This window comes from Pararhizobium gei, assembly GCF_029223885.1.
Taxonomy (GTDB): domain Bacteria; phylum Pseudomonadota; class Alphaproteobacteria; order Rhizobiales; family Rhizobiaceae; genus Pararhizobium; species Pararhizobium gei.
The window spans coordinates 2,776,115-2,798,318 of the sequence record NZ_CP119409.1; the positions used below are offsets into that span (position 1 = coordinate 2,776,115).

16 protein-coding genes, 1 other RNA gene and 1 pseudogene are annotated in these 22,204 nt (G+C 59.6%); 7 read left to right on the top strand and 11 right to left on the bottom strand.

Translation table 11 applies throughout. The features are described from left to right. Positions 1 to 136: 136 nt before the first annotated feature. The 5 genes and pseudogenes from hflC to PY308_RS13570 all read right to left on the bottom strand — a co-directional run bounded on the left by hflC (position 137) and on the right by PY308_RS13570 (position 4,670). On the bottom strand, positions 137 to 1,066 hold the full coding sequence (gene hflC / locus PY308_RS13550) for a protease modulator HflC (RefSeq protein ID WP_275783403.1): 930 nt from the start codon (positions 1,064 to 1,066) through the stop codon (positions 137 to 139). Then, the gene (hflK, locus tag PY308_RS13555; protein WP_275783406.1) at positions 1,066 to 2,196 is read right to left on the bottom strand and encodes an FtsH protease activity modulator HflK; all 1,131 of its coding nucleotides are present in this window, start codon (positions 2,194 to 2,196) and stop codon (positions 1,066 to 1,068) included. Before hflK ends, hflC begins: the two co-directional genes overlap by 1 nt. Positions 2,197 to 2,389: 193 nt before the next feature. Then, positions 2,390 to 3,022, bottom strand: a pseudogene (locus tag PY308_RS13560) (dihydrofolate reductase); the annotation flags it as partial. A gap of 199 nt (positions 3,023 to 3,221) precedes the next feature. After that, positions 3,222 to 3,827, bottom strand: coding sequence for a glutathione S-transferase family protein (locus PY308_RS13565; RefSeq protein ID WP_275783412.1), 606 nt, complete (start codon positions 3,825 to 3,827; stop codon positions 3,222 to 3,224). 48 nt (positions 3,828 to 3,875) lie between these two features. Then, entirely contained in the window at positions 3,876 to 4,670 is a 795-nt protein-coding gene (locus PY308_RS13570) for a thymidylate synthase (protein WP_275783415.1), read from the bottom strand. Positions 4,671 to 4,795: 125 nt separating this feature from the next. On the opposite strand from PY308_RS13570, the gene ssrA reads away from it, so the two are divergent. From ssrA to PY308_RS13590, 4 genes are all read left to right on the top strand, one after another. Then, positions 4,796 to 5,163, top strand: a transfer-messenger RNA (tmRNA) gene (ssrA, locus tag PY308_RS13575). A gap of 114 nt (positions 5,164 to 5,277) precedes the next feature. Then, entirely contained in the window at positions 5,278 to 5,802 is a 525-nt protein-coding gene (locus PY308_RS13580; protein WP_275783418.1) for an SspB family protein, read from the top strand. Positions 5,803 to 5,827: 25 nt separating this feature from the next. After that, positions 5,828 to 6,034, top strand: coding sequence for a DUF4169 family protein (locus tag PY308_RS13585; RefSeq protein WP_275783421.1), 207 nt, complete (start codon positions 5,828 to 5,830; stop codon positions 6,032 to 6,034). A gap of 102 nt (positions 6,035 to 6,136) precedes the next feature. Continuing rightward, complete coding sequence (locus PY308_RS13590; protein ID WP_275791123.1) at positions 6,137 to 6,352, top strand: ribbon-helix-helix domain-containing protein; 216 nt, start codon at positions 6,137 to 6,139, stop codon at positions 6,350 to 6,352. A gap of 25 nt (positions 6,353 to 6,377) precedes the next feature. Here the strand turns inward: PY308_RS13590 and PY308_RS13595 are convergent, their stop codons facing one another. The 4 genes from PY308_RS13595 to PY308_RS13610 all read right to left on the bottom strand — a co-directional run bounded on the left by PY308_RS13595 (position 6,378) and on the right by PY308_RS13610 (position 16,233). After that, positions 6,378 to 10,169, bottom strand: coding sequence for an AsmA family protein (locus PY308_RS13595; RefSeq protein ID WP_275783423.1), 3,792 nt, complete (start codon positions 10,167 to 10,169; stop codon positions 6,378 to 6,380). A gap of 82 nt (positions 10,170 to 10,251) precedes the next feature. After that, the gene (locus PY308_RS13600; protein ID WP_275783425.1) at positions 10,252 to 11,661 is read right to left on the bottom strand and encodes an FAD-binding oxidoreductase; all 1,410 of its coding nucleotides are present in this window, start codon (positions 11,659 to 11,661) and stop codon (positions 10,252 to 10,254) included. A gap of 211 nt (positions 11,662 to 11,872) precedes the next feature. Further along, entirely contained in the window at positions 11,873 to 15,010 is a 3,138-nt protein-coding gene (locus tag PY308_RS13605) for an efflux RND transporter permease subunit (protein ID WP_275783427.1), read from the bottom strand. Then, complete coding sequence (locus PY308_RS13610; RefSeq protein ID WP_275783430.1) at positions 15,007 to 16,233, bottom strand: efflux RND transporter periplasmic adaptor subunit; 1,227 nt, start codon at positions 16,231 to 16,233, stop codon at positions 15,007 to 15,009. The genes PY308_RS13605 and PY308_RS13610 overlap by 4 nt, the downstream gene beginning before the upstream one ends. A gap of 316 nt (positions 16,234 to 16,549) precedes the next feature. Here PY308_RS13610 and PY308_RS13615 point away from each other — a divergent pair, with 316 nt between their 5' ends. The 3 genes from PY308_RS13615 to PY308_RS13625 all read left to right on the top strand — a co-directional run bounded on the left by PY308_RS13615 (position 16,550) and on the right by PY308_RS13625 (position 20,413). Then, positions 16,550 to 17,371: a cyclase family protein gene (locus PY308_RS13615; protein WP_275783433.1), complete on the top strand. Its 822-nt coding sequence runs from the start codon at positions 16,550 to 16,552 to the stop codon at positions 17,369 to 17,371. 47 nt (positions 17,372 to 17,418) lie between these two features. Continuing rightward, positions 17,419 to 17,829 carry a carboxymuconolactone decarboxylase family protein gene (locus PY308_RS13620; RefSeq protein ID WP_275783436.1) on the top strand — a complete coding sequence of 137 codons (411 nt, stop codon included), beginning with the start codon at positions 17,419 to 17,421 and terminating at the stop codon, positions 17,827 to 17,829. Between the two features lie 100 nt (positions 17,830 to 17,929). Continuing rightward, positions 17,930 to 20,413 (top strand): ATP-dependent helicase, encoded by a 2,484-nt coding sequence (locus tag PY308_RS13625; RefSeq protein WP_275783439.1) that lies wholly within the window; start codon positions 17,930 to 17,932, stop codon positions 20,411 to 20,413. A gap of 228 nt (positions 20,414 to 20,641) precedes the next feature. Here PY308_RS13625 and PY308_RS13630 read toward each other — a convergent pair whose 3' ends face one another. Next, positions 20,642 to 21,127, bottom strand: a complete 486-nt coding sequence (locus tag PY308_RS13630) for a hypothetical protein (protein ID WP_275783440.1) — start codon at positions 21,125 to 21,127, stop codon at positions 20,642 to 20,644. A 3-nt stretch (positions 21,128 to 21,130) separates the two neighbouring features. Then, positions 21,131 to 22,191, bottom strand: a protein-coding gene (locus PY308_RS13635) for an IS630 family transposase (RefSeq protein ID WP_275782665.1) whose coding sequence is annotated in 2 segments (ribosomal slippage) — positions 21,131 to 21,699 and positions 21,699 to 22,191 — 1,062 coding nt in all. Because the reading frame shifts where the segments join, the coding sequence is not laid out codon by codon here. Between the last annotated feature and the right edge of the window lie 13 nt (positions 22,192 to 22,204).

Genomic DNA, 22,204 nt, shown 5'->3' on the forward strand with positions numbered 1-22,204 from the left:
TGGACACAAGCCCGGAAAGCCGCAACGGTCAAACCGGAATATGGGGCAAGCATTTTACCAATTCCACCAAAACCAAAAGGGCCAGTGCATGCACCGGCCCCTCGATCACAGGAAATATACATTCCCGTATCACCGCTTACTGCGCAGCCGGTATTCCAGCCGTGGGCTGCACGGATGGCGACTTCGCGGTGCCGTCGGAGCTGTTGAAGTAGCGGAAGAACTCCGAATCTGGCGATAGAACCAGCGTTGTGTCCGGGCTGGCGATTGCCGCGCCATAGGCGGCCATCGAGCGGTAGAATTCGAAGAACTGCGGATCACGGGCAAAAGCATCCGCAAACACCTTGGTCCGCTCCGCTTCGCCCTCGCCTCGCAGGATTTCCGAATCACGCTGTGCCTCGGCGACGAACTCGACCACCTGGCGATCGGCGATCGCTCGACGACGCTGGCCCTGTTCGTTGCCGCGGGCACGGATCAGTTCGGCTTCCGCCAAACGCTCGGCCTTCATCCGGTCAAACGTCTGCTGCGACACTTCCTGCGTCAGATCGGTGCGGCGAATCCGGACGTCCTCGATCTGCAGGCCGAGCGACTCGGCGTCGGTCTTGAGGTCGGCACGGACTTCCCGCATCATGGACGCACGTTCGTCGGACAATGCCGATTCAAAGCCGCGCAGACCATAAACCCGGCGTAGCGACGCATCGAGACGGGTGCGCAGGCGCGATTCTGCCGATTCCCGATCCCCGGAAACGGTTTCGCGGAAACGGCGGGCGTCGAAGATCTTGTAGACGACGAAGGCGTCAACTTCATAGAATTTGCCGCCAGAAACCTGGACGCGGATATTGTCGAGGTCAAAGCGCAGGGCCTGCTTTTCGACATACTGGACGCGGTCCGCATCCATGAAACCGAAGGGAAGCTTGAAATAAAGGCCGGGCTCTGTCTTCACGTCGCGGATTTCACCGAAGCGAACCACGACGGCCTGCTGCCGCTGATTGACGATGAAGACCGACGAATAGACGACCATCAGCACAAGCGCGAGGCCGATCAGGATGTAAGGAAGACGGTTGTTCATTACTGGGCCCCTCCCGACTGCGCGGGCTTGCCGATTTCATTGAGCGGGAGATAGGGAAGCACGCCCTGACCGTTCTGCTCGTCGAGAATGACCTTCTTCGATTTACCCATCACGTTCTGCATGGTTTCCAGATAGAGCCGCTTGCGCGTCACATCCGGCGCCTGGGCATAAGCGTCATAGACGGAGATGAACCGCTGCGCTTCACCCTGTGCTTCCTTGACGACCCGGCCCTTGTAGGCGGCGGCCTCTTCGCGGATCTGGGCGGCCTGGCCGCGCGCACGGCCGAGAACCTGGTTCGAGTACTGGTTGGATTCTTCGACGAACCGGTCTTCGTCCTGTTCGGCGCGCTGCACCTCGTCGAACGCGTCAGCCACTTCGCGCGGCGGAGCTGCGTCCTCGATCGCCACGGTGTTGACCGAAATGCCGGCACCATAAGTGTCCATGGTCGCCTGGATGGTTGTTTTCACATCGGCTGCGATCGCCTGACGGTTGTCGCGGAAAATATCCTGCGCCGGACGACGTCCGACAACCTCGCGCATGGCGCTTTCAGCGACCTGCTGCAGCGTCTGGGCCGGGTTCTCGACATTGAACAGATAGGCTTTCGGGTCGGTCACGGAAAACAGCACGGAAAACTGGACATTGACGATGTTCTGGTCGCCGGACAGCATCAGGCCTGCCGCCGCCTGGTTGCCGAGACCCGATTTGCTGCCGATATTCTGCTGCTGCTCAGTGATCTTGACCATCTCGACGGTCTCGAGCGGCCAGAAATGGTAGTGAAGGCCCGGCATGGAAACTTCTTCCTTGGGCTTGCCGAAGCGCATCTCCACACCGCGTTCATCCGGCTGGACGGTGTAGATCGAATTGATCAGCACGAAACCGACGAGCAAGAGCCCGATAATCGCAACGACACCGCCGTTGAAGCCGCCGGGAACGACGCTTTTCAGCTGGTCCTGCCCGCGTCGGAAGATCTCTTCCAGATCCGGCGGCCCGCCATTGCCCCTGCCACCGCCGCCGCCACGCGGACGGTTCGGCCCCTGGCCCCAGGGACCCTTGTTTCCACCGCCACCGCTGCCACCGCCGCCGCCGCCCCAAGGACCACCACCGCCGCCGTTCTGATTGCTCCAGGGCATTCAAACCTCTTCCACTCAAAAAATTCAGGATCGCCGGCCGCAAAAATCGGCATGCCGCGATGTGTTCCCGTTATAGGTATCTGCAGAACCGCTTTCAACGCGGCGTATGGAACTTCACCGTAAATCCGCTAAAATAGTTAGCCTTCGTCAGCTTTTGCGCCGGAAGCGCTTTGAGCTCAAGCTTTGAGCAGGCTCAATTTAAGTCAGTGAAAAATTTTAGCTGATTTGGATTCTGGCTATCCAACGCGTCGATTTTCTTTTCATACAACTCAAAGTATTTAAAGAAATCAGGCTGCCGTCCCATAAACTCCTCTTTCGATTTGTACCGATGGGCCGGTTTACGTCTTTCGTAGCGGGTAACTCGAAACGGATATTGATCGACCTCTGATTTTGGGTATTCGTCTTCGGTCCCTCGTTTCCATTCAGATTTAGGGCCAACCGCGTCTTTCTCGAAATCAGTTTCAAATTTTGCGTCACCATTAATGTGGCCACAAAAAACTTCCGTAAGAAAAACCTGATTTATAAATCGTTCAAAAATTTTATAAATCTGCTCCCCCCCGATGATAAAAAACTCTACGTTTCCAGAAAAAATTGAGTCTACATCCGCAAAAAGCAGTGCAGTCTCCGGATCTTTCGCCCATTTTAAGTTGCTGAAATCCGATTTGATCTCAGTTCTGGACAAGACAATATTTGTCCTGTTAGGCAACGGTTTACCTATAGACTCCAGCGTCTTACGCCCCATGATTACAGCGTGGCCCTGCGTGCGTTTTTTAAACATTTGCAAATCAGTACGCAGATGCCACGGCAATCTGTTCTCAATACCGATTATATTATCCGGATAACTGCGGGCGACAATTGAAGTCGCCGATGGCATTCTAACCCTGCTCCGCTTATCATTCATATTTAGATTGCAATCATAGGTTACATTTCACTAGCATTGTCAGTTGGTTATACGCACTGGGACTGACATACAAGTACGATCTCCGTTATCTGCATACGTCTACTCAACCTCGCCGGCCCCCCGTTCAGTCATGAAAACCATCGGGACGGCTGTCGATTTCGCGGGCGCGGGCAAGCGCCGGGCGCGCGGTGAGTTCGTGGACATAGCGATCGACACTGACGCTTTCGGGCAGCAGCCTGCGCATCCAGGCAAGCGCGCCGCCAAGCATCACGTCCGCGCCGCTGACCTTGTCGCCCAGCAGGAAAGGATGACGGTCGAGCGTTGCAACGACATGCGCGCACATGTCCTCATATCCCCTGGCCAGATTGGCATTGTTTTGCGCAAGACCGCTGAGGAAGGCCGTTCCCATGGGTTCGATCACGCCGGCATAATAGGCGAGCCACGAAAGATAGGCGCCGCGCTCGGGATGACCCAAGGGCCGGCCCATCCCCGAGTCTGGAAAGAGTTCGGTCAGATACTGAGTGATGGCGGTCGATTCCGTCACCAGTTCGCCGTCGTGCAGCAACGCCGGAACCTGCTTGTGCGGATGCGGATTGGTCTCGTCCGGCCCACCGGACCCGTCAAACCGGCGGATGGAGACATAGCGCACATTATATTCGGCACCGAGTTCCTCGAGAAGCCAGAGAATTCGGCCCGACCGCGACTGCGGCGCGTGAAACAATGTCAGCATCAGATCCTCCCGACCGTGAGCCACAGAGGGCCCGAAATGCTCGGCTCGCTAGACGGCGACCGGAGCCTTGATATGGGCGTCCGCGTCGTAGCCCAACAGTTCGAAATCCTCGAAACGGAAGGAAAATAGATCCTTTACCTCAGGGTTCAAGCGCATTTTCGGCAGGATTTTCGGCGCCCGCGTCAATTGTTCGCGCACCTGCTCGAAATGATTGCGGTAAATATGCGCGTCTCCGAACGTATGCACGAAATCACCGGGCTCCAGCCCGCAAACCTGTGCCACCATCAGCGTCAACAAGGCATAGGACGCGATATTGAAGGGTACGCCCAAAAACAGATCGCCGGAGCGCTGGTAAAGCTGGCACGACAGCTTGCCGTCGGAGACGTAGAATTGAAACAGGCAGTGGCAGGGCGGCAGGGCCATCTCGTTCACCAGCGCCGGATTCCAGGCGGACACGATGTGGCGGCGCGAATTTGGGTTGTTTTTAAGTTCCGCCAGCAGGCCGGAGATTTGATCGATATGACGGCCGTCCGGTGCCGGCCAGGAGCGCCACTGGTAACCATAAACCGGACCGAGATCGCCGTTCTCGTCGGCCCACTCGTTCCAGATATTGACGCCGTTTTCGCGGAGATAGGCGATGTTGGTATCGCCCTTCAGGAACCAGAGCAGTTCGTAAATAATCGATTTCAGATGCAGCTTCTTGGTCGTCAGCACCGGGAAGCCCTCCGACAGATCGAAGCGCATCTGGTATCCGAAGACAGAGCGCGTACCCGTGCCCGTGCGGTCGCCGCGGTCGGAACCCGTTTCCATCACATGCGAGAGAAAGTCGAGATACTGTTTCATGGATCCGCCGCCGATTCGTTTGCAAGGTAAAATAAGAGCTTCGACGCTCCACACCAGCGTCAATTGCACGCAATCCCCAACCGGCGAACGCCGCGCCGCGATGTTCCGCCGGATTTTTTACCGCGGCCCTTTCCTTGGCCTCATTTAACACTTATATGACTGCTGCTGTCTTCGGGCAGCTATGGCGATAAACAGGCGGTGAAATAAGCCTATTGGACCCGGGGGCGGTACCCGGCGCCTCCACCAAAAACCGGCCGGTCGAAATTTGACAGACCGGCTTTTGATGGGGGCGAAATAGGATCGACAAGGGTGTAAAGATCGACTTTTCGCTCGGCATTGTACCACCGTTATCGGGCTAAAATTGTAGTTGCAAATGACAACTATGCGGAAGCTCGTCTCGCTGCTTAATCGCGGTGTGACACTTCAAATCAAGTCCTAAGGGGTCGCACTCTTAGGCGGGGTTCGGAGGTACCTGGCAACAGAAACCTCCACTTCTTCCCTGCCTTGAAATGGTCTATACAGGATGAGATTGACTCGTCTGGTGAACATCCGCACGACGAACAGATGCTATTGAAGAGTTGAGTTTCAGAAGAAAGACGGGGATCTTATGGGCCAAGACCATATCCGCTACGACATTCTCGCGCAGGATGCGCTTCGCAGCGTCATTCGCAAGGTCCTGACCGAAGTCGCAGCAACAGGGTCCCTGCCCGGTGATCATCATTTTTTCATTACCTTCCTCACCGGGGCTCCCGGCGTGCGCATTTCCCAGCATCTCAAGGCAAAATATGCCGAACAGATGACGATTGTCGTGCAGCACCAGTTCTGGGAACTGAAAGTGACCGAGGCACAGTTCGAAATCGGGCTGTCCTTTTCCGATACGCCGGAAAAGCTCGTTATTCCATTCAACGCGATCCGCGGATTCTATGATCCCTCCGTCAATTTCGAGCTTGAATTCGATGTGGCGGCGGTGGGCGAGGAAGAAGAGGAAAGCGCAGAGATTACAGCATATCCCATGTCGCCGGCGGAGCGACCTGTGGAGACAGATATCGACGGTACGGCCAAGCCTGCTGATGAGATCAAGAAGGAAGGCGGCTCGGTGATTTCGCTCGATTCCTTCCGTAAGAAGAACTGAAACGCGTTTCTGGAAGGACGGCAAAATGTCCGGCGACATTGTCAATCTGCGTCAATTCCGCAAGCGGAAGGCCCGCATCGACAAGGACAAGGCCGCAGACCAGAACCGCATCACTTTCGGCCGGACAAAGGCGGAGAAAACTCTGACCAGCGTGCTGAATGAAAAAGCCTGCAGACTGCACGAGCAGGGCCGGCGCGAAACATTATCCGGAACGGGCGACGATCAGTCCTGAAGCGAAAAATGGCGATTTTTTTACCTCGCTTTTTCAATGACTTGAGCTGGCCGGCCGAATCAATTTGGAAACTGTTTGAATCGCTTTCTCAAGGTGCGCCGTTTGATCCGAAAGCATTCCGCCACACTGCATGGCCATCGCACCAGTTTCTCGCTCGAGGAGCCGTTCTGGCTGGAGCTGAAGGCAATTTCACAAAGCCGCGCCATTGCGCTGGCGCAATTGATTGTCGAGATCGACGATGCGCGACCGCCGGACAGCAATCTGTCGTCGGCCTTGAGGGTGTATGTTCTCGACTGGATAAAGGCTCATCGAGATTGAAGGCCTGAGCGGAAGGGGTGGCCCCTTATTGCGGCGTTACGCCGGGCAAGGCATTGAAGTCCAGGCCCCGTTGCGGTGTGGTGTCACCCGGTAAGGTTTCAAGGGGCCTCTGCAAGGTATCGCCGTTCTGCGGTGTGGTCAGATCCCCGCCCGTCGCATCGAATGGCTTGAGGCTGAGGACGCGCTGCTGCTCTTCGCGTCGCGCCTTTTCGGCCGCTACGGCAGCCTCTTCGGCTGCCTTCCTCTGCGCGGCGGCCTTCGCCTCAGCCAGCGCCTTCAGCCGTGCAGCCTCGTCAGCCGCTGCCTTCCGACGGCGATCCTCTTCGATTCCCCTCAGACGCACCGCCTCGCGCTCGGCTGCTGCAGCCCTGTAGAGTGCTACTTCCCGCCGCAGTCGCTGCTTTTCGAGCACGTTCGCCTGCAGCGTTTCGACCCGGCGACGTTCGCGCTCGAAAGCCCTGAGAGACAGGTAGTTTGCGAGGTCAGCAACGTCGAGGCTGAAGCCGGGCATCGCGAGAAGCCCGGCATAATCCAGCGTCACCTGCGGCTCGGCACCCGAAAGCGCCTCTTCGGCATGTTTGAAGCCAACAGTCACGTCGGCCCGCAGACGCTCGTCCGGAAAGCTGATCTCGGCACTGGCCGAAAACGACGCTGCGGCATCTCCCGCGGTGACGTTTTGCGCCCTGAGCGTACCACCGGCAATCGTGAAGGGAACCGTCACCGTGCCGAGCGCAGACTGTCCCTCCAGCAAGTGCTTTGCCGCAACCGTCGCAACGGCGTCCGGCGCGATTTCACCTTCACGGCCATCGATTTCCGCCATGACCGGTGCGAGAGCGCTGGTATTGAGACCGTTGATAACGATGCCCTGCACGGTCGCTGTTCCCGAACCACTGGCAGACTCGGCCATCGCGCTGATGGTTTTTCCCGATGCTTCCGCAGTCAGCATCAGATCGACCTTGCCTTCCGCCACGGGTGTGGCACCGGTCGACCAACCCGCCGACGCAAGATCCGCGTCCTTCAGCTCCAACCGGGTTTGAAAAAAGCCGGTGCCGTCCCCGTTACCCAGAAGGAGATTGCCGGTAAGCTTTCCGCCGAGCCAGTTGCCGGATGCTTTTGCAAACTCGATCTGGTCGCCCTTCCAGATCAAGGTACCGGTCATATCCGAAACAGGCCCGTAAACACCGGGCCAGAAATGCTTGGCGGATATATCCAGCGTCACGTCAAGTCCGCTGACCGAAGGCCGGACAAGCGGCGATTTTGCAAGCTCTCCCGTCACCGCCTCCCGAATCGGGCCAACCACGCCCTCGCCGACAAAGGCAAGATCGACCATGTCGATGGCGATCTGCCCGCGCGCCTTGCCCGGCAGCTTGCGGTCTATTGCAACCGTTCCTGAAAAAGCATTGTTATCCGCCCTGCCGTCGATTGCCGAGAGAGTGACCGCCTCCGTCGTCGTTGCGATATCGGCCTTGATCTGGATGGGAAGACCCGTTCCCATCTGCGGCAATCCAATACCCTGCAACAGCAGAAGCGGCTCGAAATCACGACTTTCCAGGGACAACTTCGTCTGGCCCGATAGAAAATCATCGCGCGCCAGATCGATCTCGCCGTTGAGGGACAGGGCCGTTTGCGCGGTGGTGAAACTCAGTTCCGCATTGGCCTTCTGATCGTCGGTGCCCTGAAGCTTGACCGACATGATGGCATTCTCGTCTGCATCGAATGGCAGCGGCTCGAAGCCGAGCTGTCCAAGCAGGATCGGCGTCGATGGATTTTCCATCGTGGCTTCGACCATGATCCCGGCACCCTGGATGGCCTGGGCAAGGCTTGGCGCCTGATAATTCGCAGCGATCTTCGTGCCGTTGGCGGCACCGATCACCCCGAAAGTGAAGGGCGCCTTCCCATCCTGGCCGCCAGACGTCAACGTCACGTCCAGCGTGGCGTCGGAATAGTAGGAGCCGCTTTTCACAAGACGGGCGAGAGCCGGATGAGCAGGCGCGTGCCGCTCGATCACCTCAAGGAAAGGCGTCATGTCCTTCGACGCAAGCTTCATCTTTGCGGAGATGGTGGGCGCTTCCAGCGTGCCACTCATCCGGCCCGACAGCGCAAGCTGTGTTCCAGCGAGATTACCGATCAAAACTCGCTCCGCCTGCAACTGCCCGTTCTTCAATGTTGCAACGATCTGCACGCCATCCGCCGCCTCGCCGAACGCCGAAAAATTCTCGGCAGAGAGGTCGGCAGCGATCGTGTGGGATAGCACCGTCTCGCTGGAGGCGTCACCTGCGACAAGGCCCGCCAGCGCCTGCAGGGCCTCGAGATCGATGCGGTTCCCTTTCAGTTGCAGCGTCAGGCTCGGCGGCACGCCGTTCAGCGCCTGCCGTTCAATGCGACCACGCAACTCGGCCGGACCAGCGGCAAGTTCCAGACGTTCGAACTGCTGCAGCGTATCGGTCAGATTGACCGTTGCGGAAAACCCTGCCGTCCGCAGCTTGCGGATTGCCGGATCGACCGAGCCGGCGATCCAGGAGGCCAGTCCCGAAGGCTGATTGGATGCGACCAGCATTTCGCCGCGGAAGGCCCTCTGGCCCGTCAGCTGCAGCCTTCCCTTGGCCTCGAACTGTGTCCGTCCGGGCAACTGGGCCACGACATTGTCCACCATCCATCCCGCGCCGTCCGGCCTCAGGTCAAGCCTAACATCGCGCAGGGTGGTATCGCCGATGACAATCGCCGGCAGTTTGAGGCTCGCCCGCCCCGGCACTTGCGGGATGGGAATGTCGGCGGCGATGGCAAGCATGGCGCTGAGCCTCTGACGCACGGAGATTGCAGGATCACGGCCGGTCTTGCCTGCCTCGCCTGCATTTCCGATGCGGCTGACGTCGATCTGCTGGCCATCGGCCAGAAGCAGGAATTCCTGCTCCTTCCCCGTGTCCAGCGTCGCTTCGCCGGTGACCAGATAAGGATCATCCTTCGGACCGATCTCAAGCCGGTATTCCGGAACGCGGATACGCTCATTGGTCAGCTCGAAGTCGCCGGTCACCCGCAATGCGCCGCTCTCGTCCTCGACAGGCTGCGCCTCGGCGCGCCTGTTTTCCGTCATCGTAAAACTGCCCTGATAGACCGGCTTGAGATCGACGATTTTCAGATTGCCGTCGAGCTCGACGCCGAAAGGGCGTTTGTCCGGGGTCAGCCGGGCCTTCAGGCCGATGGCAGCCGCCGTGTCATCGAGTTCGTTGCTGGAAAATGCAAAACTGCCAGCTTCTCCGTCCAGCGCGCCACGGCCCTCGATCCGCCAGGGGCCGGCCAGCGACCGGGCGGAAAGATCGGCATCGAGACCGGTGACATGCCGCGTGCGACCCGTCTGCTCGTCGATGAAATCGATCTGCCCGCCGGTGATCTCGACATTTTCGAGGATGACCGTTTTTGCCGGTATCGACGCCCGCCGTCCCCGCGCCCAATCCAGCGTACCATCCGGCAAAAGCCGAATGCGGGCTTTCGGCTGCTCCAGCCGCATATCGAAAATCAGAGCTTCGCCGCTTAGAAACGGCGCCAGTTCCGCATCCATGGAGAAATGCGCCACCTGGATAAGCGGTTCGCCGCCTTCTCCCTGCCCGACCCTGACATCGTTGAGCGTGACAGAGGGAAAGGGGATCAGGCGGGCATCGACGCGGCCATGCACAACGACAGGCTTGCCCATGATCCGGCTTGCTTCGCGCTCGAAGTCGGTTCGGAAATTGGTCCAGTTCACAAAGAGCGGCGCAATCAGCGCAGCGAAAAGTGCCGCGACGAGCAGGCCACCGATGAAAACCAGAATTCGCGAAAGCACCCGTCGACAATCCTATTCCGTAACATGTGGCAGACAAGGGCCGTTGCCGGCCGCCACCCTCCTTAACACCCGTTCGCGCATTTCACATGGCAAAAATCTTGCCTGGATTGAAGATATTGTCCGGATCCAGCGCCCGTTTCACCTGCCGCATCAGATCCAGCGCATCCCCCATCTCGGCTTCGAGAAACGGCATCTTGCCCTGACCTATTCCATGCTCGCCCGTACAGGTGCCGTCCATGGCGAGCGCCCGCGCATTCAGCCTTTCGACAAATGCCTCCGCCTTCGAAATATCGGCCGCATCTTTGTCGTCAAACAACAGACCGACGTGAAAGTTCCCGTCGCCCGCATGGCCGACGATGGGCGCAATCAATCCATGTTCGAGAATGTCCACCTGCGTCGCCTCCACGCAGTCGGCAAGCCGCGAGATCGGCACGCAGACATCCGTCGACAGGATCGCCAGCGCCGGCGCCAGGCTCTTCTGAGCCCAATAGGCATTGTGACGTGCCTTCCACAGTGCGTTACGCTGCTCGGTGTTGGATGTCGATATGAATACGGAACTTCCGAAGTCCGCGGCGATCTCGGCAAACTGGCGCGATTGAAGATCAACGCTTTCGGGACTGCCGTGGAATTCGACGAACAGAGCCGGGCTCTCCGGATAGCTCAGACCCGAATATGCGTTGGAGGCGCGCATCTGCACCGCGTCGAGAAGTTCGATGCGGGCAACGGGAATGCCGGACTGGATCGTCAGAATGACCGCATTGCAGGCGGCACCGATTGTTGGAAACGAACAGACGCCGCCGGCGATCATCTCTGGAATTCCCTGAAGCCGCAGGGTGACGGACGTGATGATCCCCAGCGTTCCCTCGGCCCCGACGAACAGTCGCGTCAGGTCGTAGCCAGCGGACGATTTTTTCGCCCTGTGCGCCGTGCGGATTTCCTTGGCCCCGGCAGTTACCGCCGTCACAGCCAGCACATTGTCTTTCATCGTGCCGTAGCGCACCGCGTTGGTGCCGGACGCACGCGTCGAGGCCATCCCGCCGATCGAGGCGTTGGCACCCGGATCGATCGGAAAAAACAAACCGGTATCCCGCAGATAGACATTCAGAGCCTCGCGCGTAATGCCCGGCTGCACGGTGCAGTCGAAATCGGCGGCATTCACCTCCAGCACTTTGTCCATGCGGCTCATGTCGATGCTGATGCCGCCATAGGGCGCATTGATATGTCCCTCGAGCGAGGACCCGGTACCAAAGGCGATCAACGGAACGCGATGTTGCGCGGCAATGGCGACGATCGTCTCGACCTCGCGGGCATTATCCGGAAACACGACCCCGTCGGGAAGTTGTGCGGGAATGTACGTGGTGGTGTGGGCATGCTGTGCCCGGATCGCTTCACCCGTCTGGAAACGGTCGCCGAAACGCTCACGCATCCGTTGCATGGCAGCATCCATACCAGCTTCGTTGCGAAGGCCGGGCTTGATCGCCTTCAATGCCATGTCATGTTCCCTTGCACCGCCACTCCAGCAGAAATTCTCAAGTTTTCAACAGGCTACTGTGCAAATCGGAATCACTTTGTCCAGAACCTCATCCGATACAAGCACCATTTGGCAAAGAATTATCGGAGAGTGAGCCGGCCGGGACACAGCGCTAAAACCCGCGCCGGGCTACATCCGAGCGAAACCGTGCCGGGACATTACAAAGCCGCCGCTATTCGGCGGCCTGCGCAAGCTGCATGGCCTGAGCCTGCTCCATTTCTGTATGCAAGCGCCGTTCCTCGTCCACATGCGGTTTGGTAAAGCGGCCAATTACCAGATAGGCCACCGGCGTCAGATAGAGCGTAACGACGGTCGCCAGTCCCAGCCCGCCGACAAGCACCCAGCCGAGCGCAATCCGCGCCTCAGCCCCCGCGCCGCTGGCAAGCACCAGTGGCACCGCACCGACGATGGTCGCGATCATCGTCATCATAACCGGTCGAAGCCGGATATTGGCGGCGTTCTCGATCGCGGAGCGCAGATCCTCGCCACGATCGCGCAGCTGATTGGCGAATTCCACGATCAGGATGCCGTTCTTGGCCATGATGCCGACAAGCAGCACCAGCCCGATCTGGCTATAGATATTGAGCGTATTGCCGGTCATCAGCATGGCGAAGACAGCGCAGGCAAGCCCGAGCGGCACCGTCGACATGATGATCAGCCCACTGATCAGACTTTCGAACTGGGCGGCAAGAACCAGAAAAATGATGATGAGCGCAAAACCGAAGGTTACGATCAGTCCGCCCGAATTTTCGTTTAGGGAAGCGGCTTCGGCAAGGGGCACGACGCGTGACCCTGCGGGCAACAGCGGCTCGGCCATGGTTTCCACCATCGACAGCGCATCGCCAAGCGCAAGGTCGGACGCAAGGCCTGCGGACAGCGACACCGACCGCAGTTGCGATTCGCGCGACAGCTGCGGGGCGACGGCTTGCTCCTTGACGCTTGCAATGGTCGACATCGGCACGATCTTGCCATCACCGGTCTTCAGGAAGATGTTCTGCAGGTCTGTCGGATCGTTGACAGGGTTCGTGGTCGATAGCAGCTTCACTGGATAGGCTTCCCCTTCGACATAGACGTCGAGGACGCTGTTGCCGTCGAGCATGGCCTGCAAAGCCGCCGACAGGCCGGTGATGTCGATACCGAGATCGGATGCTCTTTCGCGGTCGATGGTCACGGAAAGCTGCGCCTGATTTTCCTCATAGTTCAGGCGAACATTCTCGAAGCGGCCGCTGTCTTCCATCTGCCGCACGAGTTTCGCGGCGGCCTCGCCAAGATCGCCGTAGTTATTGCCGACAAGCGCTATCTGGAGACCGTTGCCGGCACCCCGGATTCCGAGACTGTTCGGCTGGATCGGGAAAGCGCGGATCGATGGAATGGCCGCCGTCATCTTGGCGATATCAGCCGAGATCTGCTGCTGACTGCGGTTGCGATCGCTCCACGGCGCCAGCGTCAGCACCATGAAGCCGGTGTTGACGGAACCACCCTGCCCCGAAATCGAGAAGACATTGGCGATCTCGCCATTGTCGAGCATCGGCTTCAAACCATCTTCCACCCTGCGCATCTGAGCCTGCGTGTACTCCAGCGAAACACCTTGCGGCGCCTGCATGCGCAACAGGATGCGCGAGCGATCCTCCGTCGGCGTCAGCTCCGATTTCAGCAGAGTAAAGGTTCCCGCCCCGGCGGCCGTTACCATAATCGCGACAATGAAAACAATGAGCGGCGCATTGAGACAGGCGCGCAGCGTGCGCCGGTAGAAGCCGGAGGCATAATCGCCGATCCGCGCCATCACGCCGGTATGCGCACGCGTTTCGTCATGCGCCTTCAGCATGCGCGACGCCAGCATCGGGCAAAGCGTCAAAGAAATAAAAGAAGAAAGCAGAATGGCGAAGGCGAGAACGAAGCCGAATTCACGGAACAGCCCGCCGGTCTGTCCGGGCAGGAAGGACAGCGGAACGAAGACTGCAGCGAGGGTCGCGGTCGTTGCGATGACGGCAAAGAACACTTCAAGCGTTCCGAGTACCGCAGCAGCGCGCGGCCCCATCCCCTCGCTTCTGCGGCGCACGATGTTTTCCAGCACGACAATGGCGTCATCGACGACAAGCCCGGTTGCAAGCACGATCGCCAGCAGCGTCAGGATGTTGATCGAGAAACCGGCGAGATAGATTGCGGCGCAGGTACCGATCAGGGCGATCGGCATGGTCAGCGTCGGGATCAGCGTCGCACGCCAGTCGAGCAGGAAGAGATAGATGACGAGCGTGACGATAATCACTGAGGCGCCGAGGGCGATCTCGACCTCATGGATTGCGCCCTCGATGAAAACAGCGTCGTCGCTGGTGATCGTCAGCTGCGTACCCTTGGGCAGGATCTCGCCGATGGTTTTCACTGCGTCTTTCACACCCTCCGAAATGTCAAGCGTGTTGGACTGCGCCTGCCGGATAACACCAAGGCCTATGCCCTGCCGGCCGTTGGAGCGCAGGGACGACGTGCCGATATCCGGCCCGAGCGTGACGGTGGCGACATCGCCCAACCGGATATTGTCGCTCAGAAGCAGATTCTCGAACTCTTCCGGTGTCTGCAGCCCGGCGGTCGCCCGCACGGAGATATCCTGATTGACGCTGGTCAGCGACCCGGCGGGAACATCGAGAGACGCCGTCGCCAGCGCCGTGCGCAGGGTGGCGATGGTCAACCCGCGAGACGCGAGCTTTGACTGATTGACGTCGATGCGGAAAATCTTCTCCTGGTCGCCGTTGATCTGCACATCCGCGACGCCCTCGACTGCCGCAAGCCGATCCGTGACCTCGTTTTCGGCAAGCAGCGTCAGGTCTTCCATCGATAAGGTGTCGGAGGTCAGCGCCAGCCGCACGATCGGCTGGCTGTCGGCATCCGCCTTGACGATCTGCGGCTCGTCCGCATCGTCGGGCAACTGGTTCGCCACCCGGCCGAGCGCGTCGCGGATGTCGTTGGAGGCCTGGCCGATGTCGGTGGTGTCGGAAAATTGCAGTGTCACGCGGCTTTGCGCATACTGCGAGGTCGAGGAGATATCCTTGATCCCCTGAACGCGCGACACGGCGCCTTCGATGACCGATGTCAGTTCCCGGTCCACCGTTTCAGGAGAGGCCCCCTCGAACCGCGTGTTGACCGAAACGACGGGCTGGTCGACCTGCGGCAGTTCGCGCACTTCGATGCCGTTGAGGGCCGCAAGCCCAGCAACGATGATCAGCGTGTTCACCACCAGCGCCAGAATAGGCCGGCGGATGAAAAGCGCCGTAAAACCGGCCGTGCGTCCGGGCGAATGCTCGCCGCCGCCGCTCACTTCGCCGCCTCGGCTGCGGAAATCTTCTGTTCCTCGGCACCGGCCGGCTTAGGCGCACGTTGCGGGTCGTCGTCACCAGCCGAGCGTACCGTGCCGCCGTCGCGCAGGCGCTGCACGCCTTCCATCACGACCGTATCGCCCTTTGCGAGCTTCGCCTCGACGAGCACCTTGTCGGAATTCCGCTGGATGATCGTTACCGGCACGCGCTCCGTCTTGTTGTCCTTGACACGCCAGACATAGGAGCCATCGGCGCTCCACTGGATTGCCAGCGGGTTGACAGTCGGATACGCGTCGCCCGGAAAACGCACGGATACGGAAAAGGACATGCCCGCCCGCAGCGTATCGTCCGGATTGTCGATTCTTGCCCGGACCCGCAGGGTACGGCTTGCCTGATCGACACGGTTGTCGATCGCATGGATGGCGCCGGTGAATTCAGAGCCAGGCAACGCGATCGGCGACGCGGTCACCGGCTGGCCGACGGAGATCTTCGTTGAGAACCGTTCCGGTACCCAGAAGTCCACAAGAATCTGTGAACGGTCGTCGACGACCGCGACCGGCGTCGAGGTTGTGACATAATCGCCCGGGTTGACCGTGATGATACCGACAATGCCGCCCGACGGTGCCAGAATATCGCGTCGCTTCAAATCGAGTTGCGCCGTCTGCAGAGCAAGTTCGGCCGCCTGCATGGCAAATTCCGCATCGCGCAGCACGGCAACGGACACGGCATTGCCGAGTTTGCGGTTGCGCTCGACTTTCTCACCGGCGCTGTCGAGCGCGACCTTCGCCTGGGCTGCGGCAATGCTCTGCTCATCGCTGTCGAGACGGGCGATAACCTGTCCCTTTTCGATACGGTCGCCCGATTTTACGACAATCTCCGTCAGGTTTCCGGTCGCCTGCGGGGTGACTGCAACCGAGACGATAGCTTCGCCATTTCCGATAGCGCTCAGCCGGTCGTTCACAAGCGCCGTATCGACAGGTTGCGTGACCACGAGAGGAGTCTGATTTCCGCCCCGCCCGCCTTGACCGCGACCCTGCGCCTGTCCCTGAACCTGCCCTGCGCCCTCCTGCCGGTCATCTGCCGATGGCGCAAGGAGCGCGATCACCGCCTGCGGCACGCCCACCTTCGCAAGCGCTACGCCTGCATTCGGCATGAACCGTATCCAGACCCCGGCCGCGATGAGGCCGATGATGATACAGATCAACAGCTGCTTCCAAAGCCGCATTCGCATTCTCTCCGATTGGTCGAAGCCTGTTGAGGATAGAGGGACAACTGGCTCGTCTTACCCTGGCACATAGGACAACTATCTCTTTTGGAAATGAAGCGGCAATGAATGAATCCGATCATTACGGAATTGTAAGATTGAGCGCCCCTTTCATGACCGGAATGTCAGAAACAATGGAGAAATCTTCCCGTTCACCCGGCCCGCGGAGCATGGCCGCGACTGGACCTCCGCCATGCTTATGGTAATTTCCAACAGGCCGTGCGAACGGGCAGAGTTCAGTATCTTTTCATCAACCGATATATCGATAGGGGAACCCATGTGTGACGCCTGCATCATAGACTCCGTGAAAAGCCGCATGCTCTCGCGCAGGAGCTTCTTCCGTGCGGCGGCCGTTGGCGCTGCCACGGTTACAGCTGCAAATTCCGGCGCACTGAGCCCGGCACTTGCCCAGGCGCCGAAGGGCGTCACCGACCTGACCCATGAGCTTTTCGAGGAGTTCCCGACCTTCTTCGGGCAACAGCAGTTTTTCCGCGAGCAAAAGTTCAACTACAAGGAACACAAGTTCAACCTCTTCGAACTGCGGGTGAACGAGCATACCGGAACGCATATCGACGCACCGCTGCACTTTTCCGAAGATGGAAAGTCGGTCGCGGAAATCCCGGTTACCGATCTGGTCGTACCGCTCGCCGTTATCGATATCCGCGAAAAAGCTGCCGCGAGCCCGGACGCGCAGTTGAACCCCGACGACATCAAGGCCTGGATCGCAGCGAACGGCGATTTGCCGGAAAAGGCCTGCGTCGCCTTGAATTCCGGCTGGGGCAAGCATCTCGGCACCGACAAGTTCCGCAATGCCGACGGCGACGGCAAAATGCATTTCCCCGGCTTCCATGTCGAAGCCGTTCAGTATCTCGCCGAGAATTCGAGCGCCGTCGGGATCGCCGTCGATACGCTTTCGCTCGACTACGGAATTTCGCCCGATTTCGCCACGCATTATGCCTGGCTTGCCACCGGCCACTGGGGCCTGGAAGCGGCTGCCAATCTCGACCAGCTCCCGGCCAAGGGCGCGACGCTGATCGTCGGTGCGCCAAAAATCCGCGGCGGCACGGGTGGCCCCTCCCGCGTTCTCGCACTGGTTTGAACCCTGTTGCCGGCGGCGCGTCCGCCGGCCCTTCCCAAGGAGATGCCATGAGCACGATCCACCCGCCTCACGACCGCGAGGCCGACCCGCGCGTCAAGGCCGTTTTCGACGATATCCGAAGCACCCGCAAAGCGGATTTCATCAACAATATGTGGCATTACCTCGCCTTCGATCCGGCCTTGCTCGAAAAGACATGGGCCGATGTCAAGGCGATCATGGCAACGCCATCGGCGCTCGATCCCCTGACCAAGGAGATGCTCTATATCGCCGTCTCGGTCACCAATGGCTGCGGCTATTGCGCACATTCCCATACCGCGGCGGCCCGTGCGAAAGGCATGACGGACGCCCAGCATGCCGATCTTCTCAGTGTCATTTCGCTCGCCGCCCGGACCAACCAACTGGCAACGGGGTTGCAGGTGCCCGTCGATCCCGCTTTTGACGCCGACCGGCGCTCCTGAGAGGCAAAACGCCCATCTTCGGCCTGAAGACGCTGGACAAGCAGAATAAAAGAGGAACAGAATTCTGGCCTTTCGGCTCCGAATCACTACATTGAGCCGCATGAGCAATGGTTTTGATGATATCCCCTTCTTCGACGAGGAACCGGCCCCGCGGCCAGCCCGCGGCACGACCCCGCAGGCGGTGCCTTCCGCGCCGGCTGGAGGCTCAGGCGGCGGCATCGCCGCCCGCGCCATGGCGGCGCGCGACCAGCATCGGGTGCCCGACTATCTGGGCGGTCTCAATCCGGAACAGCGCGAAGCGGTGGAAGCCCTCGACGGGCCGGTTCTGGTACTGGCAGGCGCCGGCACCGGCAAGACCCGTGTCCTGACGACCCGCATCGCCCATATCCTCTCGACCGGCCGCGCCTTTCCCAGCCAGATCCTTGCCGTCACCTTCACCAACAAGGCCGCGCGCGAAATGAAGGAACGCATCGGCGTGCTCGTCGGCAATGCCGTCGAGGGCATGCCGTGGATGGGTACCTTTCACTCGATCGGCGTCAAGCTCCTGCGCCGCCATGCCGAACTCGTCGGCCTGAAATCCTCATTCACCATCCTCGATACGGACGATGTGGTTCGTCTGATCAAGCAGATCATCCAGGCCGAGGGCATCGACGACAAGCGCTGGCCGGCAAAACAGTTCGCCCAGATGATCGACGGCTGGAAGAACAAGGGTTTTGGCCCTGCCGATATACCCGAAGGCGACGCCCGCGCCTTTGCCAATGGAAAAGGCCGCGAACTCTACGCCGCCTATCAGGCCCGGCTGATGACGCTGAACGCCTGCGATTTCGGCGATCTGCTGCTGCACCCGATCCGCATGTTCCGTGCCCATCCGGATGTGCTGAGGGAGTATCACGAGCGCTTTCGCTACATTCTGGTGGACGAGTATCAGGACACCAATACGGCCCAGTACATGTGGCTGCGGCTGCTCGCCCAGCGGCCGAAGGGCGTACCCCAGAATGTCTGCTGCGTCGGCGACGACGACCAGTCGATCTATGGCTGGCGCGGCGCCGAGGTCGATAACATCCTGCGCTTCGAAAAGGATTTCCCGGGTGCCAAGGTGATCAAGCTTGAGCGCAACTACCGCTCCACCGAACACATCCTCGGTGCCGCCGCCCATCTCATCGCCCATAACGAGGGCCGCCTCGGCAAGACGCTGTTTACCGACCGCAGCAATCCCGATGATGACAAGGTGCAGGTGCATGCCGCCTGGGATTCGGAAGAAGAGGCCCGTGCCGTCGGCGAGGAGATCGAACAGCTCCAGCGGAACAAGCATCTCCTCAACGACATGGCGATTCTGGTGCGCGCCTCCTTCCAGATGCGCGAATTCGAAGACCGGTTCGTCACGCTTGGGCTCAACTACCGCGTCATCGGCGGCCCGCGCTTTTACGAGCGCATGGAAATTCGCGACGCGCTCGCCTATTTCCGCCTCGTCTGCCAGCCGGCCGACGATCTCGCCTTCGAGCGAATCGTCAATACGCCCAAGCGCGGCCTTGGCGACACCTCTATCCGCCAGTTGCACGACTATGCCCGCGCCCGCAACATCCCCATGCTTCAGGCGACCGCCGACATCATCGAAACCGACGAGATGAAGGCCAAGCCGCGCAAATCGCTGTTCGACGTGGTCACCATGTTCAAGCGCTGGCAGGGCCTGCTCGAAACCACCCCGCATACCGCGCTTGCCGAAACCATCCTCGAAGAGTCCGGCTATACGGACATGTGGAAGAATGACAAGTCGGCCGAAGCGCCGGGCCGGCTCGAAAACCTGAAGGAACTCATCCGCTCGATGGAGCAGTTCGAGAGCATGCGCGGCTTCCTCGAACATATCGCACTTGTCATGGACGCCGAGACCAACGAAAACCTCGATGCCGTCTCGATCATGACGCTGCACTCGGCCAAGGGCCTGGAATTCGAGACCGTCTTCCTGCCCGGCTGGGAGGAAGGCCTGTTTCCGCACCAGCGCGCGCTGGACGAGGGCGGCCGCTCGGGGCTTGAGGAAGAGCGACGTCTCGCCTATGTCGGCCTCACCCGCGCCAAGCGCCGCTGTCACATCTGGTTCGTCTCCAACCGCCGCATTCACGGCCTCTGGCAATCGACCCTGCCCTCGCGCTTCCTCGATGAGCTTCCGGTCACGCACTGCGATGTCGCCGAGCCCGAACAATCCTACGGCGGCTACAACCGCGGCGGCTACGGCCAGTCCCGCTTCGACAAGCAGGAGCCCTTCGCCAGCACCTACACCTCCCCCGGCTGGAAGCGCGCCCAGGCCAACAAGACCGACGCCACCCGCGACAACTGGGGCAACCGCTCCGGCGTCTCAATCGACCGCATCGGCTACGGCGAATCCGGCCCCAAGGCCCGCACCATTGACGGCGAACTCGTTGCCAAGTCGAAAATCGACGAACCCTCGAAATTCGACATCGGCGACCGGGTTTTTCATATCAAGTTCGGGAATGGAAACATTGCGGGGATCGAGGGCAACAAGCTGACGATCAATTTCGACCGGGCCGGGCAGAAACGGGTGCTGGACGGGTTTGTGGAGCGGGTGTGAAGGGCTTACGCTAAAGCGGAAACAGTCTTGGATTGTAAGATCGAACGACTTCAGGCCGAATTCAGACTGTCTGCATTTGGGCGGAGGTGCACACCGGCAGCCGGCATTTTGAGTTGCGTGCGCGGATCGGTGTTACGGAATCGTTTGCCGCCCGGAGTCGTGAAGCAAAGCGCTTCCCACTCGGCAACAGTCAGCTAACGAAACAAATAGGAAGCACCCTTAGCGTGACTACAAGGACATTCTAAAATTCATGTTTGCCGGTAGACGCATCCCGACCTTTATTGCATTCGGCAGTTGAACGTTGATCTTATCCCCCGGCTTCGCCTGCCGGATCGTCCTCATCGCGCGAACCAGTAAAGCCATGATTAGGACGGCTCCGTGATCATCCGCTGGATCACACGCCATCGCGCCGAACGTGACACTCGCAGATTTGGATTTTTTGTCTTCCTCCCAATGAAGCCAGCCGACGCCCGAAGATATTTCCAGTAAGGGATGCCATTCGTCTGCCTTTTCGTCCCGAACTTTAATTGTTGGCCATGACCGGCCGATGCGGCACCCATGCTTGAAAGCATTGTAGACTGTTTTTTGGCCGAATAACGCCGCTTGCACTGAGATGAACTTGATGACCTCATTGTCTAGCACATACTCATTTCCAATACGGCCCCAGAATTTAGCTGCGATCCATCTTTCAAAATCAGTAATACCAACCGTCACTGATTAGAACCCTTGCGCCCATTTGCGTCGGCCGATTGACATGATCTTCCATGGTCGTTGCTGGAGGGTTCTCCAAGCGTAGCAGCAGTGGTCGACGATATCCTCGTAGGATTTGAAGACTCGGTTTGAGAGCCAGTTGTCCCTCATGAACTGCCAGATGTTTTCGACCGGGTTCAACTCGGGCGATTTGGGCGGCAGTGGCAGGATGGTGATGTTTTCTGGAACGACGAGATTGTTGGACATGTGCCATCCGGCCTGATCCATGATGAGGACGGCGTGTGCATGAACGGCGACGTTGCGGGATATCTCGATCAGGTGCTGGTTCATGGCATGGGTGTCGCACCACGGCATGACGAGAGCGGCGGCCTTGCCGTGCTTGGGACAGATGGCACCGAAGATATAGGCCGATCGGGTTCGCTGGTCGTGCGGCGCGGACGGCCTTGAGCCCCGCTTGGCCCAACGACGCGTGATCTTGTTCTTCTGGCCTATCCGGGCTTCGTCCTGGAACCAGATTTCGATTACTTTGCCCTTGGCGGGACCTGCGGCGATTTCTGCCACAGCGGCGGGGAAGTTTTTTTAAATGCCTCGGCCGCCTCGGCATCCTGCGCATGATGTCTTGGGCGAGCCGAGAGCTTGCGATAGCCCATGGCACGCACTTCGCGGCCCAGGGTCTCCTCGCTCACCGAGATGCGGAACTCTTCCCAAATCCATTGCGCCAGATCACACAGACGCCAGCGAACGACTCCATCCAGATACGGGGTCGGTCCGCGCTCTATGGCTTGCGCCAAAGCCGTTCGCTGTTCATCGTTCAGGAGAGAAGGTTTGCCCGGGGCCTTGCCGTTGATAAGGCCGGCGGGACCGCGTTCATTGAAGCGCACCACCCAGTCGCGCACGATCTGAACCGTCACACTGCCAAGCCGGGCGGCATCGGCGCGTGAGCCGCCATCATAGATCGATGCAAGTGCCAGAAGCCGCCGTGCCTGATCGGCATCGCGTGTCTGCCGAGCCAGAAGCCGCAACCTGGCTCCGTCGAAGTCCGATCGCAAAGAAATCGCTGAACCCATCACAAACCTCCAG

Bases quoted from the DNA above. Each gene is read 5' to 3' on its own strand.
- hflC (WP_275783403.1), bottom strand. From the start codon at position 1,066: ATGAACAACCGTCTTCCTTACATCCTGATCGGCCTCGCGCTTGTGCTG.
- hflK (WP_275783406.1), bottom strand. From the start codon at position 2,196: ATGCCCTGGAGCAATCAGAACGGCGGCGGTGGTGGTCCTTGGGGCGGC.
- PY308_RS13565 (WP_275783412.1), bottom strand. From the start codon at position 3,827: ATGCTGACATTGTTTCACGCGCCGCAGTCGCGGTCGGGCCGAATTCTC.
- PY308_RS13570 (WP_275783415.1), bottom strand. From the start codon at position 4,670: ATGAAACAGTATCTCGACTTTCTCTCGCATGTGATGGAAACGGGTTCC.
- PY308_RS13580 (WP_275783418.1), top strand. From the start codon at position 5,278: ATGGGCCAAGACCATATCCGCTACGACATTCTCGCGCAGGATGCGCTT.
- PY308_RS13585 (WP_275783421.1), top strand. From the start codon at position 5,828: ATGTCCGGCGACATTGTCAATCTGCGTCAATTCCGCAAGCGGAAGGCC.
- PY308_RS13600 (WP_275783425.1), bottom strand. From the start codon at position 11,661: ATGGCATTGAAGGCGATCAAGCCCGGCCTTCGCAACGAAGCTGGTATG.
- PY308_RS13610 (WP_275783430.1), bottom strand. From the start codon at position 16,233: ATGCGGCTTTGGAAGCAGCTGTTGATCTGTATCATCATCGGCCTCATC.
- PY308_RS13615 (WP_275783433.1), top strand. From the start codon at position 16,550: ATGTGTGACGCCTGCATCATAGACTCCGTGAAAAGCCGCATGCTCTCG.
- PY308_RS13620 (WP_275783436.1), top strand. From the start codon at position 17,419: ATGAGCACGATCCACCCGCCTCACGACCGCGAGGCCGACCCGCGCGTC.
- PY308_RS13625 (WP_275783439.1), top strand. From the start codon at position 17,930: ATGAGCAATGGTTTTGATGATATCCCCTTCTTCGACGAGGAACCGGCC.